General features: G+C 58.1%; 13 protein-coding genes and 4 tRNA genes. 16 read left to right on the top strand and 1 reads right to left on the bottom strand.

The genetic code is table 11. The features are described from left to right. The first annotated feature begins 8 nt into the window (after positions 1-8). From purF to B1722_RS15140, 10 genes are all read left to right on the top strand, one after another. The gene (gene purF, locus B1722_RS15185) at positions 9-1514 is read left to right on the top strand and encodes an amidophosphoribosyltransferase (RefSeq protein WP_086793216.1); all 1506 of its coding nucleotides are present in this window, start codon (positions 9-11) and stop codon (positions 1512-1514) included. Positions 1515-1594: 80 nt separating this feature from the next. Then, entirely contained in the window at positions 1595-2806 is a 1212-nt protein-coding gene (locus tag B1722_RS15180) for an O-succinylhomoserine sulfhydrylase (RefSeq protein ID WP_086793214.1), read from the top strand. Continuing rightward, positions 2803-3579, top strand: a complete 777-nt coding sequence (locus tag B1722_RS15175) for an SDR family oxidoreductase (RefSeq protein WP_041066071.1) — start codon at positions 2803-2805, stop codon at positions 3577-3579. The genes B1722_RS15180 and B1722_RS15175 overlap by 4 nt, the downstream gene beginning before the upstream one ends. Positions 3580-3795: 216 nt before the next feature. Beyond that, positions 3796-3871, top strand: a tRNA-Val gene (locus B1722_RS15170). Between the two features lie 54 nt (positions 3872-3925). After that, positions 3926-4002 (top strand) — tRNA-Ala (locus B1722_RS15165). 94 nt (positions 4003-4096) lie between these two features. Further along, a tRNA-Asp gene (locus B1722_RS15160) sits at positions 4097-4173 on the top strand. Positions 4174-4660: 487 nt separating this feature from the next. Beyond that, positions 4661-7492 (top strand): xanthine dehydrogenase family protein molybdopterin-binding subunit, encoded by a 2832-nt coding sequence (locus tag B1722_RS15155; protein ID WP_086793212.1) that lies wholly within the window; start codon positions 4661-4663, stop codon positions 7490-7492. Continuing rightward, positions 7485-8024, top strand: a complete 540-nt coding sequence (locus B1722_RS15150) for a (2Fe-2S)-binding protein (RefSeq protein WP_086793210.1) — start codon at positions 7485-7487, stop codon at positions 8022-8024. Before B1722_RS15155 ends, B1722_RS15150 begins: the two co-directional genes overlap by 8 nt. Before the next feature lie 2 nt (positions 8025-8026). Then, a complete protein-coding gene (locus tag B1722_RS15145) occupies positions 8027-9262 on the top strand; it encodes a cytochrome c (protein ID WP_086793208.1) in 1236 nt (411 codons plus the stop codon). A 1-nt stretch (position 9263) separates the two neighbouring features. Next, positions 9264-10235: an XdhC family protein gene (locus B1722_RS15140; protein WP_086793207.1), complete on the top strand. Its 972-nt coding sequence runs from the start codon at positions 9264-9266 to the stop codon at positions 10233-10235. A gap of 74 nt (positions 10236-10309) precedes the next feature. Here B1722_RS15140 and B1722_RS15135 read toward each other — a convergent pair whose 3' ends face one another. Beyond that, the gene (locus B1722_RS15135; RefSeq protein WP_086793205.1) at positions 10310-11593 is read right to left on the bottom strand and encodes an FAD-binding oxidoreductase; all 1284 of its coding nucleotides are present in this window, start codon (positions 11591-11593) and stop codon (positions 10310-10312) included. A gap of 184 nt (positions 11594-11777) precedes the next feature. On the opposite strand from B1722_RS15135, the gene B1722_RS15130 reads away from it, so the two are divergent. From B1722_RS15130 to B1722_RS15105, 6 genes are all read left to right on the top strand, one after another. Next, positions 11778-11854: transfer RNA gene (locus B1722_RS15130), tRNA-Val, on the top strand. Positions 11855-12635: 781 nt separating this feature from the next. Then, the gene (locus tag B1722_RS15125; protein ID WP_086793203.1) at positions 12636-12890 is read left to right on the top strand and encodes a hypothetical protein; all 255 of its coding nucleotides are present in this window, start codon (positions 12636-12638) and stop codon (positions 12888-12890) included. A gap of 75 nt (positions 12891-12965) precedes the next feature. Continuing rightward, entirely contained in the window at positions 12966-14036 is a 1071-nt protein-coding gene (locus B1722_RS15120; RefSeq protein ID WP_086793202.1) for a reverse transcriptase family protein, read from the top strand. A gap of 584 nt (positions 14037-14620) precedes the next feature. Next, positions 14621-14869 carry a hypothetical protein gene (locus tag B1722_RS29880; protein ID WP_086793201.1) on the top strand — a complete coding sequence of 83 codons (249 nt, stop codon included), beginning with the start codon at positions 14621-14623 and terminating at the stop codon, positions 14867-14869. Positions 14870-14879: 10 nt separating this feature from the next. Next, positions 14880-15188 (top strand): hypothetical protein, encoded by a 309-nt coding sequence (locus B1722_RS15110; RefSeq protein WP_086793199.1) that lies wholly within the window; start codon positions 14880-14882, stop codon positions 15186-15188. Between the two features lie 326 nt (positions 15189-15514). Further along, entirely contained in the window at positions 15515-15943 is a 429-nt protein-coding gene (locus B1722_RS15105; protein WP_086793197.1) for a hypothetical protein, read from the top strand. The last annotated feature ends 5 nt before the right edge of the window (positions 15944-15948 follow it).

The raw sequence follows: 15948 nt of genomic DNA, 5'->3' as shown, positions 1-15948 counted from the left end.
TGCGTCGCATGTGTGGCATCGTCGGTATCGTCGGTAAGTCGAACGTCAATCAGGCGCTGTATGACGCGCTAACCGTGCTCCAGCACCGCGGCCAGGACGCTGCCGGTATCGTGACCAGCCATGATGGCCGGTTGTTCTTGCGCAAGGACAATGGTCTGGTGCGTGACGTGTTTCACCAGCGTCACATGCAGCGCCTGGTCGGCCACATGGGGATCGGCCACGTCCGTTACCCGACTGCCGGCAGCTCGACCTCGGCCGAAGCGCAGCCGTTTTACGTCAACTCGCCTTACGGCATCACCCTGGCGCACAACGGCAACCTGACCAACGTTGAACAGTTGGCCAAGGAAATCTACGAATCCGACCTGCGACACGTCAACACCAGTTCCGACTCGGAAGTGCTGCTCAACGTGTTCGCCCATGAGCTGGCCCAGCGCGGCAAGCTGCAGCCGACCGAAGAAGACGTGTTTGCCGCCGTGACCGACGTGCACAACCGTTGCGTCGGCGGTTACGCGGTGGTAGCGATGATCACCGGTTACGGCATCGTCGGTTTCCGTGATCCGCACGGCATCCGTCCGATCGTGTTTGGCCAGCGTCACACCGACGAAGGCGTCGAGTACATGATCGCTTCCGAAAGCGTGTCGCTGGACGTGCTCGGTTTCACCCTGATCCGCGATCTGGCCCCGGGCGAAGCGGTCTACATCACTGAAGACGGCAAGCTGCACACCCGTCAGTGCGCGACCAACCCGTCCCTGACCCCGTGCATCTTCGAACACGTTTACCTGGCGCGTCCGGATTCGATTATCGACGGCGTGTCGGTTTACAAGGCGCGTCTGCGCATGGGCGAGAAACTCGCCGAGAAGATCCTGCGCGAGCGTCCGGAGCACGACATCGACGTGGTCATCCCGATTCCGGACACCAGCCGCACCGCCGCGCTGGAGCTGGCGAACCATCTGGGCGTGAAATTCCGCGAAGGTTTCGTCAAGAACCGTTACATCGGCCGGACCTTCATCATGCCGGGCCAGGCGGCGCGCAAGAAGTCGGTTCGCCAGAAGCTCAACGCCATCGAGCTGGAATTCCGCGGCAAGAACGTGATGCTGGTCGACGACTCGATCGTGCGCGGCACCACCTGCAAGCAGATCATTCAGATGGCCCGCGAAGCCGGCGCGAAAAACGTCTACTTCTGCTCGGCGGCCCCGGCCGTACGCTTCCCGAACGTTTACGGCATCGACATGCCGAGCGCTCACGAACTGATCGCACACAACCGTTCGACTCAGGACGTGGCGGATCTGATCGGCGCAGATTGGCTGATCTATCAGGACTTGCCTGACTTGATCGAAGCGGTCGGTGGCGGCAAGATCAAGATCGAAAACTTCGATTGCGCGGTGTTCGACGGCAAGTACGTCACCGGCGACGTCGACGAGGCTTACCTGGACAAGATCGAGCAGGCACGCAACGACGCCTCCAAGGTCAAGACCCAGGCGGTCAGTGCGATCATCGATCTGTACAACAACTGAGTTTCTGCCGGCCCTGAGGGGCCGGTTTTGTATCTGGCAAAAGACTTTCATTTATTCAGAACAGGGCAAGGAGTGACAGCATGAGTCAGGAATGGGATGCCGGTCGGCTGGACAGCGACCTCGAAGGCGTAGCGTTCGATACCCTGGCCGTACGTGCCGGTCAGCACCGTACGCCGGAAGGCGAACACGGTGATCCGATGTTCTTCACTTCCAGCTATGTGTTCCGCACCGCCGCCGACGCGGCCGCGCGCTTTGCCGGGGAAGTGCCGGGCAACGTTTACTCGCGTTACACCAACCCGACTGTGCGCGCGTTCGAGGAACGTATTGCTGCGCTGGAGGGCGCCGAGCAAGCGGTCGCCACTGCCACGGGCATGGCCGCGATCATGGCGGTGGTGATGAGCCTGTGCAGCGCCGGCGATCACGTGCTGGTGTCGCGCAGTGTGTTCGGTTCGACCATCAGCCTGTTCGAAAAGTACTTCAAGCGTTTCGGTGTGCAAGTCGACTATGTGCCGCTGGCCGATCTGTCAGGTTGGGATGCGGCGATCAAGCCGAACACCAAGCTGCTATTCGTCGAGTCGCCGTCCAATCCGTTGGCCGAGCTGGTGGATATCACCGCGCTGGCGGAAATCGCTCACGCCAAAGGCGCGATGCTGGTGGTCGACAACTGCTTCTGCACGCCTGCGCTGCAGCAGCCGCTGAAACTCGGTGCGGACATTGTCGTGCACTCGGCGACCAAGTTCATCGACGGCCAGGGCCGCTGCATGGGCGGTGTGGTAGCCGGTCGCAGCGAACAGATGAAAGAAGTCGTAGGCTTCCTGCGCACCGCCGGGCCGACCCTGAGCCCGTTTAACGCGTGGATCTTCCTCAAGGGTCTGGAAACCCTGAATCTACGGATGAAGGCGCACTGCGCCAACGCTCAGCAACTGGCCGAATGGCTGGAGCAGCAGGAAGGCATCGAGAAGGTGCATTACGCCGGTCTCAAGAGTCATCCGCAGCACGAACTGGCCCAGCGTCAGCAGAAGGGCTTCGGTGCGGTAGTCAGTTTCGAGGTCAAGGGCGGCAAAGAGGGCGCATGGCGCTTTATCGATGCCACCCGCTTGATCTCGATCACTGCCAACCTTGGTGACAGCAAAACCACCATCACCCATCCGAGCACCACCTCCCACGGCCGTCTGGCGCCGCAGGAGCGTGAGGCGGCGGGGATTCGTGACAGCCTGATCCGCATTGCGGTCGGTCTGGAAGACGTGGCGGACCTGCAGGCCGACCTGTCGCGCGGTCTGGCGGCGTTGTGATCGAGTTGTCGACGCCGACGGCGGGTACCCATGGCCGCGTGGCGCTGGTCACCGGCGCCGCGCGTGGCATCGGTCTGGGCATTGCGGCCTGGCTGATCAGCGAAGGCTGGCAAGTGGTGCTGACCGATCTCGATCGCGCACGCGGTTCGAAAGTGGCGAAGGTGCTGGGCGAGAATGCCTGGTTCATTGCCATGGATGTGGCGGACGAAAGTCAGGTGGCATTGGGTGTTGCTGAAGTGCTTGGGCAATTCGGTCGTCTCGATGCGTTGGTGTGCAACGCGGCGGTGGCTGATCCGCACAACATCACCCTGGAAAGTCTGGATCTGGCGTACTGGAATCGGGTGCTGGCGGTGAATCTCAGCGGGCCAATGCTGCTGGCCAAGCACTGTGCGCCGTATCTGCGCGCGCACAACGGTTCGATCGTCAATCTGGCCTCGACCCGTGCGCGGCAGTCGGAGGCAGATTCCGAGGCGTATGCGGCGAGCAAGGGCGGGTTGTTGGCGCTGACTCATGCGTTGGCGATCAGTCTTGGGCCGGAGATTCGGGTCAACGCGGTCAGTCCCGGCTGGATCGATGCTCGGGATCCTTCTGCGCGTCGAGCTGAGCCGCTGGCCGATGCCGATCATGCGCAGCATCCGGCGGGCAGGGTAGGGACGGTCGAGGATGTGGCGGCGATGGTGGCGTGGTTGCTGTCGCGCAATGCCGGGTTTGTGACCGGGCAGGAATTCGTCGTGGATGGTGGCATGACGAAAAAGATGATCTACAGCGAGTAGATCGCCTTTTTCTACTGAATTTGCGTTGAATGAACTGACGTCTTCGCGGGCAAGCCCGCTCCCACATGAGGAATGCGTTTCCCTTTGGGTGCGGGTTTGCTCGCGAATGCAGTCTTGCAGGATGGAAACAATTTCGTCTTTTTCAGAAAAACTTCAATCCTGCTATTGACTTAGGTTCGCTACCTGCGTAAATTTCGCGGCCTCGGAGATGCAAACGGGTGATTAGCTCAGCTGGGAGAGCGTCTGCCTTACAAGCAGAATGTCGGCGGTTCGATCCCGTCATCACCCACCACTCCCGAGAAACTTGCGAAAGCAAGAGGTAGGCTGAAAGTGCCTCCACCGACGCGCAGCGGTAGTTCAGTCGGTTAGAATACCGGCCTGGCACGCCGGGGGTCGCGGGTTCGAGTCCCGTCCGCTGCGCCATATTTTACGAGTCAGACATTGTCTGGTTCGCGATTGAAAAGCACCGAAGCTTTCAGTCAAAACGAGTTAATTGAGCGCAAGCTCAAAGCGATACGCAGCGGTAGTTCAGTCGGTTAGAATACCGGCCTGTCACGCCGGGGGTCGCGGGTTCGAGTCCCGTCCGCTGCGCCATATCTGTTTCAAGGACCACTGAACGCCTTGAAACACCGAAAGCAACCGCTGGTTGTTTCGGAATCGATAGCAAAGACCCTGGTCGAAAGACCGGGGTTTTTTGTGTCTGAAATTTGGCTTTCCTCTCTTCCTCCCTCCTCAATCCAGCGCAAATCCCTGTGGGAGCGAGCCTGCTCGCGAAGGCGTCGGCACGTTAAAAATCAGTATTGGCTGGAAGAACGCTTTCGCGAGCAGGCTCGCTCCCACAAGGGGTGTCGATATGCCCTGCGATCTGCTGCGGTGCCACGTCGCATTGATTTTTTGATTCTTTAGTCAAATTTTTGTAACTGGTTGTTTGCTGCGAGCGCGGAAACCTTTAAAGTTAACCTTTCGGTCAGCTTTGCACTGTCAACACGCCCTTTGTTTCGCCAAGAAGGGCTTCTGCAAGACTCGAGATTCCCAGTAGATAACCAGAAGGGCGGACACATAACCGCCCAGAGGATGATCCATGTCCAACCGTGATATATCCCGGCGCTCGTTCCTCCAGGGCGGGCTGGTGGCGGGTGTGAGCGTCACGCTCACGCCGCTCAGCAGCCAGGCGCTGGCTGCCTTGATGGAAACCAGCGTCACCGTGCCGTCCGAGAAGTGGCTCGGCAACAACGGCAAGGCGCGTCAACGTAATGATGCGCTGTCCAAAGTTTGCGGCAGCAAAGTATTTGCCCGCGACATTCGCTCCAAGGACATGCCGGGCTGGCCTGAGCAACAGGGCCACGCCATGCTGCTGAAAACCATCAAGGCCGACCGTATCTACGCTGGCTACGACCTGTCGTGGCTCGGTGCCGACTTGCAACCTGACCGCATCGTCACCGCCGCCGATCTGGACAAGGACGGCATCGTCTTCCCGGAAGAGCACGCGCCGGACCCCTTGCTGCCGGAAGGCAAAGTGCCGATGTTCATCGGTCACCCGGTAGCAATCCTGATCTGGAACGATTTCGAGCGTTTCCGCCAGGCCAAGAACAAACTCAAATTCAATGACAAGGCGATTCGTTACGGTGCACAAGTGCCGTACTACGAAGGCGACCCTTATGGCAGCTTCCGCTACGTGCGCGTGGGCGGTCCGACCTCGGCCGACGAAGACGAATTCGCCAGCCTGAAAGACTCGATCCTGTTCCCGATGCTGAAAAACCGTCGGCCGGTGTGGAATTCCCAGCCGAACCTGCACGGCAACCTGACTGAGCGCGGTCTGTTCTACGCCGATCGCATGAAAAAACAGATCGATACCCCGCCAGACAACTGGCTGGTGTTCGACGAGCGCTACAAGACCCCGTCGATCGAACCGGCCGCCATGGAGCCGGACAACGGCAACGGCTGGTACGACCCGAAAACCAAGACCCTGCACTTCGTGGTCGCCACTCAGTGCCCGCTGGAAGCGGCGACCGAGACCGCGAAAATGATCGCGCCGTCGCGCTTCGGCCTGGCCAATCTGAACATGCACCCGGGTTACACCGTGGGCTACGGTTCCAAAGACCACAACATCTTTGTCTACTACGCGGCCCTCGCGGCGCTGTACGGTGCCGGTGTGCCGATCCGTCTGGCGAATGACCGCTACGAGCAGTTCCAGAGCGGCATCAAGCGCCATCCGTTCGACATCCGCTATCAACTGGCGGTGGACAAGAACGACTACAGCTTCAAGATTTTCCGCGCTGAAATGAGCGTCGATGGTGGCGGTCGCATCAACTACAGCCCGTCGGTGGCGGCGGTGGGTGCTACGGCCGCGCAGTCGATCTACTACATGCCGCAGAATGACCTGCAGGTCACCGCTTACCATTCGCGCGGTGTTGAGGCGGGGTCGATGCGCGGTTACGGCACCCTGCAAAGCATGGCCTCGACCGAAATGATGGTCGACGAGATCGCCAATCGTCTCGGCGTTGACGCGATTGATCTGCGTCGCAAGAACGCCTTGCGTTCGGGGATGAAAAACACCCAGGGCGCGATCCCGGCGGGTGCTCTGCGCCTGCACGAAATTCTCGACAAGGCCTCGGTGCACGAAGTCTGGAAAAACCGCGACGCGATCAAGAAACAGCGCGAAGCCGCCGACCCGGACAACTGGTACGGCGTGGGTTTCGCCATTTGCCAGAAAGACTTCGGCACCGGTTCCGAAGCGCCGATGGCCAGCATCGAGTTCACCGCTGAAGGTCGCATCACCCTGCGCCACATCGGTATCGAAATCGGCACCGGCATGTCCACTTCGCAAGCGCTGGTGGTGGCCGATTTCCTTGGCAGTCCGGCGCATGAGGTGAAGACCGGCGAAACCGAATGGCAGGAAATGCAGCTGATCACCAGCGGCAACCCTTACATCATGAGTCAGGCCGAGCAGGACAACCTGCTGCGCAACCCGCGCTGGGTCGGCAAGCTGGCCTCGGCATCGTCCGCGACCAACTCGGCTTACTACTTCAGCCACGCCACCCGTGAAGCGGCGCGCGTGCTGTTCAACAACGGCTTGTGGCCGGCGGCTATGGAAATCTGGCGTCAGGGCCCTTACGGCGGTCAAGCCAACCCTTACGTGGTGCGTCGTGAAGATGCGCATTGGGTCGACGGCAAACTCACTGCCAACGGCATGCAGCCGTTGAGTTTTGAAGAGCTGGCCAAGCGCGCTCACGAGCGTGGTCTGGTCACCGGCGCCACCGTTCACGCGTTCAACCGCTGGAGCTGGGCCGAGGCCGAATACAGCATCGACGGTGTGCGCGAGCGTCTGCCGCTCGACGGTCTGGCGGTGAAGTACGGCGATGGTGCGCCGAAGGCGAAGAAGGCGCTGATGAACACGGCGGGTTTCCACCTGCTGGATCGCCAGAGCATCAACTACCCGGTGGTTCAGTTGAACAACGCCGCGGTGACTTACTACAGCCCGGTCGCGACATTGGTCGAGTTGAAGGTCAATAAAGGCTCGGCGGAAGTCGAAGTGCTCAACCACCATTCGTGGGTTGAGTGCGGTCGGGTGCTGGTCGAAGAACTGGTCAAGGGCCAGCTTGAAGGCGGGATCGCGATGGGCATCGGTCACGCATTGATGGAAGAGATGCCGCTGTACGAAGGCGGACCGGGGGAGGGTGACTGGAACTTCAACCGTTATCGCCTGCCGATGGCCCGTCACGTCGCGGTGTGGAAGCAGACTGCGGAGATTCTGCCGCCGCTGTCACCAAGCGATCCGTCCAAAGGCATCGCTGAAGTGGTGATGATCCCGGTGGTCGGTGCCATCGGTAACGCGGTGGCACACGCCATCGGTAAACGTGTTCGCGATCTGCCAATCACTGCTGCGCGCATCAAGGAGGCCCTCAATGGCTAACCGTCCGCTTCAACTGACCCTCAATGGTCAATCCGTCGGCCCGGTGGACATCCCTGATGACCTGCCGATGATCGACTATCTGCACGAATACAAGAACCTCACCGGTTCGCGTCTGGGCTGCGGCCAGGGTATCTGCCACGCCTGCGTGGTGATCGTCGACAACCCGGACGGCACCAGCGAAGAAGTGCGCACCTGCATCACCGGCGCGCATTACTTCGAAGGCAAAAAAGTCCGCACCATCGAAAGTCACGCCAAGCGTGATGAGAGCGGTCAGGTCACCGAGCTGAACCCGATCCAGCAGCGTTTCGTCGACGAATTCGCCTTCCAGTGCAGCTACTGCGCGCCGGGTTTCGTCAACGCCGCGACGGTGCTGGTGGAGAAGCTGCAGCGTCAGCCGATCGTCAAAAGCCAGCTGGAAAAAGTCATCGAGGACAGCCTCGGCCATCACGTCTGCCGTTGCACCGGGTACGTGCGTTACTACAACGCCACGCGCAACGTGCTGACCGATCTCGGCCTGGTCAAGGAGGGTTGAGCATGAAGCATCTATTGACCCGCCTGACCCTGGCGGTCGGGCTGGCTGCGCCGGTGTTGTTTGCTCACGCGGATGATCAGGTCAAGCGTGGCGAATACCTCGCCCGCGCGGCCGACTGCATGGCGTGCCACACCGCACCGGGCGGCGCGCCGTTTGCTGGCGGGCTGCCGATCGTCTCGCCATTCGGCACGATCTACGGTACCAACATCACCCCGAGCAAAGAGCACGGCATCGGCTTGTACAGCGATGACGAATTCTTCGCTGCGCTGACCGAAGGCAAGCGTCGCGACGGCGCCAATCTGTATCCGGCGATGCCCTACACCTCGTATCACTTGGTGCCGCGGGAAGACTCGGACGCGATTCATGCGTACCTGAAAACCATCGAGCCGATCGAGCGCGCCGCGCCGGTCACCAGCCTGAGTTTTCCGTTCAACGTGCGTCCGGGTCTGATCGGCTGGAACATGCTGTACGGCAAGGCCTTGAAGCTGGAATCTGCCGAAGGCAAAAGCGAAGCCTGGAAGCGCGGCCAGTACATGGTCGAAGTGCTCGGTCACTGCGGCGAATGCCACACGCCACGCGGTCTGCCGGGCGCGATGCAATTGGACAAGCGCCTGACCGGCGGCATCCTCAACGGTTATCTGGCACCGAGCCTGCTCGCCACCGATCTGGCGGCTCGCGGCTGGAATCAGCAGGACCTGAGCACGTTCCTCAAGCACGGCATGAGCGCCCAGGGCACGATGTTCAACGAGATGTTCCCGGTGTTTCACAACAGCACCCAGGGCCTGAACGATCAGGATCTGACGGCGATGGCGACGTTCCTGCTTGGCGACAAGCCGCCCGCGGCGAAAGAGCTGACTGAAGTGTCGCTGGACAAACTGAGCCCGAGCGCCCAGCGCGGCCGTCAGGAATATTTGAACGTCTGCGCCGGTTGCCATGCTGCCGGTAGCGAAGGCAAGCCGCACATCGCCGTAGCCATGCGCGGCAACACCACGCTGCGTCTGGAAGATCCGCGCAACCTGCTGCGGGTGATCGAGGACGGCATCGGCGAGCAGAAATTCGCCGGGTTCGAACACATGCAGCCAATGCCAGGTTTCGCCGACAAGCTTAGCGCTGAGCAACTGACCGATCTGCTGAACTACCTGCGTCAAGGCTGGGGCGGTCAATCGGCTGAACTTGCGGTCAGCGACGTGCAGAAGCTGCAGGCTGACGCTCCGGCCGTCGAGCACAAGGCGCACTGACATGCAGCATCTCGATCTACAGGTTGTGCGGCGGGCACTGGAGTGGTCGGTGGCGGGGCAGCGCATTTGGCTCTGTACGGTGCTGACCACTTACGGCTCGGCGCCGCGTGCGCCGGGTTCGCTGCTGGCGGTGAACGATAGCGGCCAGTGGATCGGGTCGCTGTCCGGTGGTTGCGTCGAGGAAGACTTTCTCGAGCGCGTCGCTGAGGGGGCGTTTCTCGATGCGGTCAATGTGGTGCGTTACGGCGAAGGTGATGATCCGCGCTCGCGGGTCAGCCTGCCCTGTGGCGGCATTCTCGACGTACTGGTAGAGAAATTTGACGCCGACTGCGAGGTGCAGGCGCATCTGCGTGAGCTTGAATCGGCGTTGCTCGGCCAGCGCCGTTTGATTCGCGAGGTCGATCTGGCCAGCGGTGCGCGCAGTCTGTTCGCGGATCGCGAGCAGGGCGCGCGCATCGAGCGCGAGATCGACCGGGTGCGGATTCGCATCGGTGCCGCGCAGCGCTTGCTGCTGGCGGGCTATTCCAGCGTGGCGCAAGCCTGTGCCGAGTTTGCGGTCGGTCTTGGTTTTGAAGTGATTCTTTGCGATCCGCGCGACGAAGTGCTCGAAGGCGTGGTGCTGAATGGCGTGGAGATTCGTCGGCAATTGCCGTCAGTGTTTATCGCCGATGGCGGCTGTCACCGCGATACCGCGGTGGTAGCATTGACCCATGATCCGCGTATCGACGACCTGGCAATGATGGAAGCGGTGCGCACCGAGGCGTTTTACATCGGCGTCATGGGCTCGCAGCAGACCTCGCAGAAACGTTTCGAGCGCCTGCGCAGGATTGGTGGGCTGGGGGAGATCGAACTGGCGCGGATTCATGCGCCGATCGGGCTTAACCTGGGCAGCAAGACACCGGCGGAGATCGCTTTGGCGGTGCTGGCGGATATCTTGCGGATTCGTAGCGGGATCGCCCGAGACCAGCTCTGATCTGGATTTTGCAAATATTTGTGGCGAGGGAGCAAGCTCCCTCGCCACAGTTGTTTGCCAGTCAAGAAAACTGATCAGAACCCCAGCTTGTCACGCAACCCGTAATACCACGCACCCAATGCCGCAAACGGCGTGCGCAGCAACTGCCCGCCCGGGAACGGATAGTGCGGCAGATCGGCAAACGCATCAAAACGCTCAGCCTGACCGCGCAACGCTTCAGCCAGTACCTTGCCGGCCAGATGTGTGTACGTCACGCCGTGGCCGCTGCAGCCCTGCGAGTAATAAATGTTGTCGCCAAGGCGCCCGACCTGCGGCAGGCGCGACAGGGTCAGCAGGAAATTGCCCGTCCACGCGTAATCAATCTTCACGTCTTTCAGTTGTGGAAAGGCCTTGAGCATTTTCGGGCGGATGATCGCTTCGATGTTCGCCGGGTCCCGCGCGCCATAAACCACACCGCCGCCGAAGATCAGGCGCTTGTCGCCCGTCAGGCGGTAGTAGTCGAGCAGGTAGTTGCAGTCCTCGACGCAGTAATCCTGCGGCAAGAGAGTTTTCGCCAGCTCATCGCCCAGCGGTTCGGTAGTGATCACCTGAGTGCCGCACGGCATCGATTTGGCCGCCAATTCCGGCACCAGATTACCGAGGTAGGCGTTGCCGGCGACGATGATGAACTTGGCCCTGACCTTGCCTTGTGGCGTGTGCACCACCGGGTTGGCACCGCGCTCGATGCGCACGGCCGGCGATTGCTCATAGATCGTGCCGCCGAGGGACTCCACCGCAGCGGCTTCACCGAGCGCCAGGTTCAGCGGGTGGATGTGACCACCGCTCATGTCGAGCATGCCGCCGACGTACTGATCGCAGGCGACCACTTCGCGAATGCGGCGCTGGTCGAGCAGTTCCAGTTGCGTGTGGCCGAAGCGCTCCCACAGGCGCTTCTGCGATTCCAGGTGACCCATCTGCTTGGTGGAGAGGGCGGCGAACACGCCGCCGTCCTTCAGGTCACACTGGATGTTGTACTTGGCCACGCGCTCACGAATGATCCGACCGCCTTCGAAGGCCATCTGCCCGAGCAGTTGCGCCTGCTTGGGGCCGACTGTGCGCTCGATGACGTCGATGTCGCGGCTATAGCTGTTGACGATCTGCCCGCCATTGCGCCCCGACGCACCGAAACCGACCTTCGCCGCTTCCAGTACCGTGACGCGAAAACCATTTTCCAGCAGAAACAGCGCCGAGGACAGCCCGGTGTACCCGGCGCCGATCACACAGACATCCGTCTCCACATCATCCTGCAAGGTCGGACGTGGCGGTACGGCATTGGCCGACGCAGCGTAATAAGACTCTGGGTAAGGGGTGTTCGCCATCCTGCAGCCTCTGTTTAATATATTTTACGAGTGCGCCGATCCTACCCGAGTTGAAAAACCTCCGCCAGCCACCGGAAAAATCTTATCTACCGGCCCGAAATTAAATATTTTGCATATTCATAGGGTTAGGTGAAAAAAAGGTGTTGACACCCCTCCGGAATTCCGTAGAATGCCGCCTCACAGCAGGCACGTAGCTCAGTTGGTTAGAGCACCACCTTGACATGGTGGGGGTCGTTGGTTCGAGTCCAATCGCGCCTACCAAACAAAATCCGCTCTGCTGGGCGGTCTGGAAGGGCTCACCGAAAGGTGGGCCCTTTTTTGTTGTTTTGGATTCTTGCAGAACGTTCACAAAATATAGGGTTCGTTCACGCTGGGCAATGTGAACGGTGTGAGCATCAATTCTTGGGTGAAATCTTTACCTTCGTCTATTCCCACTCTAACGAATGCTCTGATATGCGCCTGTATATTTGTACAGAGTTTCATGTCGGCGTGTCGAAAGATGATTCGATTGATGCTCTGTCCTTGGAGCTGGGGGGGGGCTCCCGTGCTTTCATAAGTCCTTAATGGCACATCGACATAATTGATTGCCAGCCGACTTTGCTAGGGGTATAAAGAACTCGCTGGGCGTACCGTCCAGGTGCTCTTTAAACATGGTCAAATTCTCTGGGCTTGCAGTTGGTGGTCGGGTAACCGATCAGCTTTGGTGTTCTTCAAAGCTACCTCTCCGCAACGACTCAGTCCCCTAGGTCGTCCTATGTGTGTGTCCTGTGCTGGATCCGCACGTAATCGAGACGTTCCGCGTTAGCGCTTGCCTTATGCGCTGGCGGAGTGTTCCTCGTTTGCGTAAAGCTTTGCGGTTAGCGCTATCGGCATGTGTTGACGGATGAATTCCTCGGTGACGAAGTTTGCGGCGGCGACGGCTTATCGATATTGATAAATCAATATCAATAAGCAGAACTGTGGTTTGTAGTGGTGTCTTGGTAGTTCCATTCGGCCCGGAATGCTTTGGCGGCGGCAATTTCGCCGGCCAGGAGCTACAACCATGTTGCGTTTTAAGAAAGCGGCTCGTCCTCGGACTATGCTGCAAAAGCACGATAACCAAGACACCCGCGTTACAGTAGATGGTCAGTCCTCCCAAGATAAGAAGGGTAAGGACGAAAAACGGAAGGCGCTGCTTAGTGATTTGCGGAGCTTCTTGATTCGTCAATTGCTAATTGAAGCTTGGAAGAACAGACAGGAATGCTGGGACTATGTTTGCGAGGTTGTGAACAAAATCCTTGAGGCATTAGGCTCATGACGCAACAAATCACATCATTCGAATTCTGAAGGGTCGATCTATGTATCGGCCCTTTTTTGTTTCAGGGACTGGGATATGGATGCTCCAACTTACCCCTTCAAGCCAATCCATAGTTTGCGGGTATTGGCCCTAGCGCTTGGCGAAAGTGAGCAATTGCTCGAAAGGCTTGCAGCCCGTGCCGATCGAATGTACCGCCATGTACCTCAAGAGAAGAAGGTCAAGCCGGGAAAACCTCCCGAGACGCGAGACACTTACGATGCTCACGAACCGCTCAAGCGGGTTCAGCGAAAAATCGTTGACAGAATACTGTGCAACGCGACATTTCCCCAATATTTGCACGGTGGCATCAGAGACCGTAAGTCTCCAAGAAGCATTCATAGCAATGCGGCCATACACGCAGGGGCAAGATTCGTCATCCTCCAAGACATCAAGAACTTCTACCCATCCATATCGATAAAACATGTGGATGCGTTGTTTCGCGGTCTATTTGGCTTCGGAGCGGGTGTTTCGGTCTTGTTGTCATCTATATGCACTCGTGAGGGATGCACGCCCCAAGGGGCTAGTACGAGCGGCTACATCGCCAACTTGGTTTTCTGGGATGTGGAGCCGAAGGTCGTGAACGATCTTTTGGGTCGAGGCTTTCGATACTCTCGATTTGCTGACGACGTCACGATCTCTAGTGGTCATGAGCCGTCATCGGATGATCTTACTAATATTATCTCGACAATAACTGGAATGCTGGCTGCCAAAGGATGTCATCAGAAGCGAACAAAGCTCCACATTCGCGTCCGTGGGCAGGGTATTGAAGCCGATGACGCCACGTTTCAGCCGATCACGGTGACGGGATTGAGCGTCTTTAATAGCTCTCCTGGCCTAACCAAGTTGGAACGCAAACGTATCCGTTCTGCGGTCAGGGAGTTAGAGGTAATGAGCGAGTCGACATCCGACTGGACTGTCCTCGAACCGAAGTATCATCGTGCGATGGGGCGGGTAGGGAGACTTCTGGCGTGCGGTCATCCAGATGGGGAGGCATTGAAGGCGCGCTTGAATGTGGCTAAACGGTCATGCCAAATCCCGTTGCTCGAACGGTATCAGCAAGCAATCTCCGAATCGTTGGCTAAAGCGGTTGAAGTGGATGTTGAGTGAGGAGTGCAGCTAGGAGTGATAGGGAAAACGTTGTGGATGGACCGTGTGTACGGCGATCTGAGAAAGCGGAAGATGAAGCAAACGAAATCGAGTTCGGTACTTGTTGTCGACTCTATTAATACTTTGGATTTTTGTGATAAGGGTTGCGCCCTTAAAATCTGCTGAAGGGTTTTTCCTGATTTAAAAACAGTGACAAACGGTTTAGCTCAGCAGGTTCGTGACCTACAAGCGAATCAGCCGTTTCGGACACAGTTTACTGACAGGGTTATCCACAGGTAGTACGTTGCAATCGCCCCTAAAAACGCAATATGCTGTATCCGGACGATAAAAAAACCCTAGATGTAGGGTTTGTCGTTAGCTGCTGACCTCGACTGAGGTACTTAGAAAAGTCTGCGAGTGGCTGTGTTCGGTCTGGACAACTGAGATCACAACCACCCGCACCAACTAAAGCTAAACAGTAGCGATTACGTTAGCCCTAGGGGGGTTGCATTGAGCCAAACATTGACGAGGTCGTCAATGGTTCTCTGCTAGCCGGTCCTCCCTAGGTCTGACAAATCCATCCTTATCTGCACAGGTAATTTGTCATGTCTAGCAATACAAAGCGATCCTCATCGAAGGCAGCCAAACTGGCTTCCGAAACCCTCCGTGCCCCGGGTAAGTCAGCGACCGCTAAGAGTTTAGCTGCCTCGGTGCTTGCCCAGACGAAAACAGGAAAGCAAACGAGCGCTGAGATGGAGGCCTTGGCGGGGCGAGTACTTCAGAGCGAGAAATACAGCGACGACACGAAAGCCTTGGCGGGCTCTGTCGTATCCCAATCCAACAAAGATCGCTGAGGATTTCGCCATGTCGTACTACGCACTCGTAACGGTTGATCTCGACAACGGGGTCAGCAAAACAGCCCGAGACAAGTTCAATGATGAACTCGCGAAGAGGCACTTCTATAAGCACAAGCTGACTACCGTTTGGACCGCCACGTATCAACCGGGGACCACCAAAGCCGCAGCTATCAGCTATGCACGCAAATGCATAGACGAAGCCGCCGCTACAGCAAGTATCACCACCTATGAGGCCTTGGTGACGGTAAGCGAAGAAAAACCGACGGAATGGACAAAAAGTGCAAACGGCTTGCTAGCTCAAGCACTTCGGCGCTAAGAAACAGTACGCGCTTCCAACCCCGCTTCGGCGGATCTAAGCCCATTCAGATTTTGGGTGGGCACGCTCAATCTCCTAAAAGGACTAGTTATCTAGGCCTACGATTGACGTAGTCGCGCCATTTGGTGATTTCCTCTATTGCCGAGTATATGGCTTGCTGGTTGTGTAGAAGCAAAGTCAGTTTGTATAGCCCGGAGTTATGCGGCATGACGAACGTCCCTCGAATGGTAGGGCGGAAATCCTAGTCAACCTCGCTGCTAACGGGTTTTCCCGATGACGAGATACCAATGGAGTAAACTCACAGTTCCAAATTCTGGACGTCCGGCATGAAGACACCTTCCGATCTGAAGGTTCTCGATATCATCTATAAACTGTACTACGAGGAGTTCGCGAACCACTCACTTGAGAAAGACGTTGAAAACGGCCGAAAGTCCAAGATTTTCGTGCCAATCGATTGCAGGATGATCGCTAGGGAATTGAACGTCGACAGTGACATAGTGTTCGGCAGGCTCTATTACCATATGGAACAAAAATACGGTTACACCAAAGCCGATGGTAGTAAGGTGGCGTTCTATACAACGATAGCAGGGGAGGAAAACCGCTGCGTTAACTTCCCTTTACTCGCTTCTGTCCTCGCGGGTCTCCAGCAAGAAAACAGCAAGTTTTTATGGGCAACTATGATGTCTGGTATTGCCTTGGCGGTGTCAATCGCCGTGCCTTTGGTTCGTTGGATTTCCACATCAGTAGGTCCATGATGACA

Source organism: Pseudomonas sp. SCPG-7 (assembly GCF_002156405.1).
GTDB lineage: Bacteria > Pseudomonadota > Gammaproteobacteria > Pseudomonadales > Pseudomonadaceae > Aquipseudomonas > Aquipseudomonas parakoreensis.
Note: the sequence above shows the minus strand (reverse complement) of the source record. Positions and strands in the feature narration are given on the sequence as shown.

Excerpts from the sequence above, each read along its gene's own strand:
- purF (WP_086793216.1), top strand. The coding sequence starts at position 9 with ATGTGTGGCATCGTCGGTATCGTCGGTAAGTCGAACGTCAATCAGGCG.
- B1722_RS15180 (WP_086793214.1), top strand. The coding sequence starts at position 1,595 with ATGAGTCAGGAATGGGATGCCGGTCGGCTGGACAGCGACCTCGAAGGC.
- B1722_RS15155 (WP_086793212.1), top strand. The coding sequence starts at position 4,661 with ATGTCCAACCGTGATATATCCCGGCGCTCGTTCCTCCAGGGCGGGCTG.
- B1722_RS15150 (WP_086793210.1), top strand. The coding sequence starts at position 7,485 with ATGGCTAACCGTCCGCTTCAACTGACCCTCAATGGTCAATCCGTCGGC.
- B1722_RS15145 (WP_086793208.1), top strand. The coding sequence starts at position 8,027 with ATGAAGCATCTATTGACCCGCCTGACCCTGGCGGTCGGGCTGGCTGCG.
- B1722_RS15140 (WP_086793207.1), top strand. The coding sequence starts at position 9,264 with ATGCAGCATCTCGATCTACAGGTTGTGCGGCGGGCACTGGAGTGGTCG.
- B1722_RS15135 (WP_086793205.1), bottom strand. The coding sequence starts at position 11,593 with ATGGCGAACACCCCTTACCCAGAGTCTTATTACGCTGCGTCGGCCAAT.
- B1722_RS15125 (WP_086793203.1), top strand. The coding sequence starts at position 12,636 with ATGTTGCGTTTTAAGAAAGCGGCTCGTCCTCGGACTATGCTGCAAAAG.
- B1722_RS15120 (WP_086793202.1), top strand. The coding sequence starts at position 12,966 with ATGGATGCTCCAACTTACCCCTTCAAGCCAATCCATAGTTTGCGGGTA.
- B1722_RS29880 (WP_086793201.1), top strand. The coding sequence starts at position 14,621 with ATGTCTAGCAATACAAAGCGATCCTCATCGAAGGCAGCCAAACTGGCT.
- B1722_RS15110 (WP_086793199.1), top strand. The coding sequence starts at position 14,880 with ATGTCGTACTACGCACTCGTAACGGTTGATCTCGACAACGGGGTCAGC.
- B1722_RS15105 (WP_086793197.1), top strand. The coding sequence starts at position 15,515 with ATGAAGACACCTTCCGATCTGAAGGTTCTCGATATCATCTATAAACTG.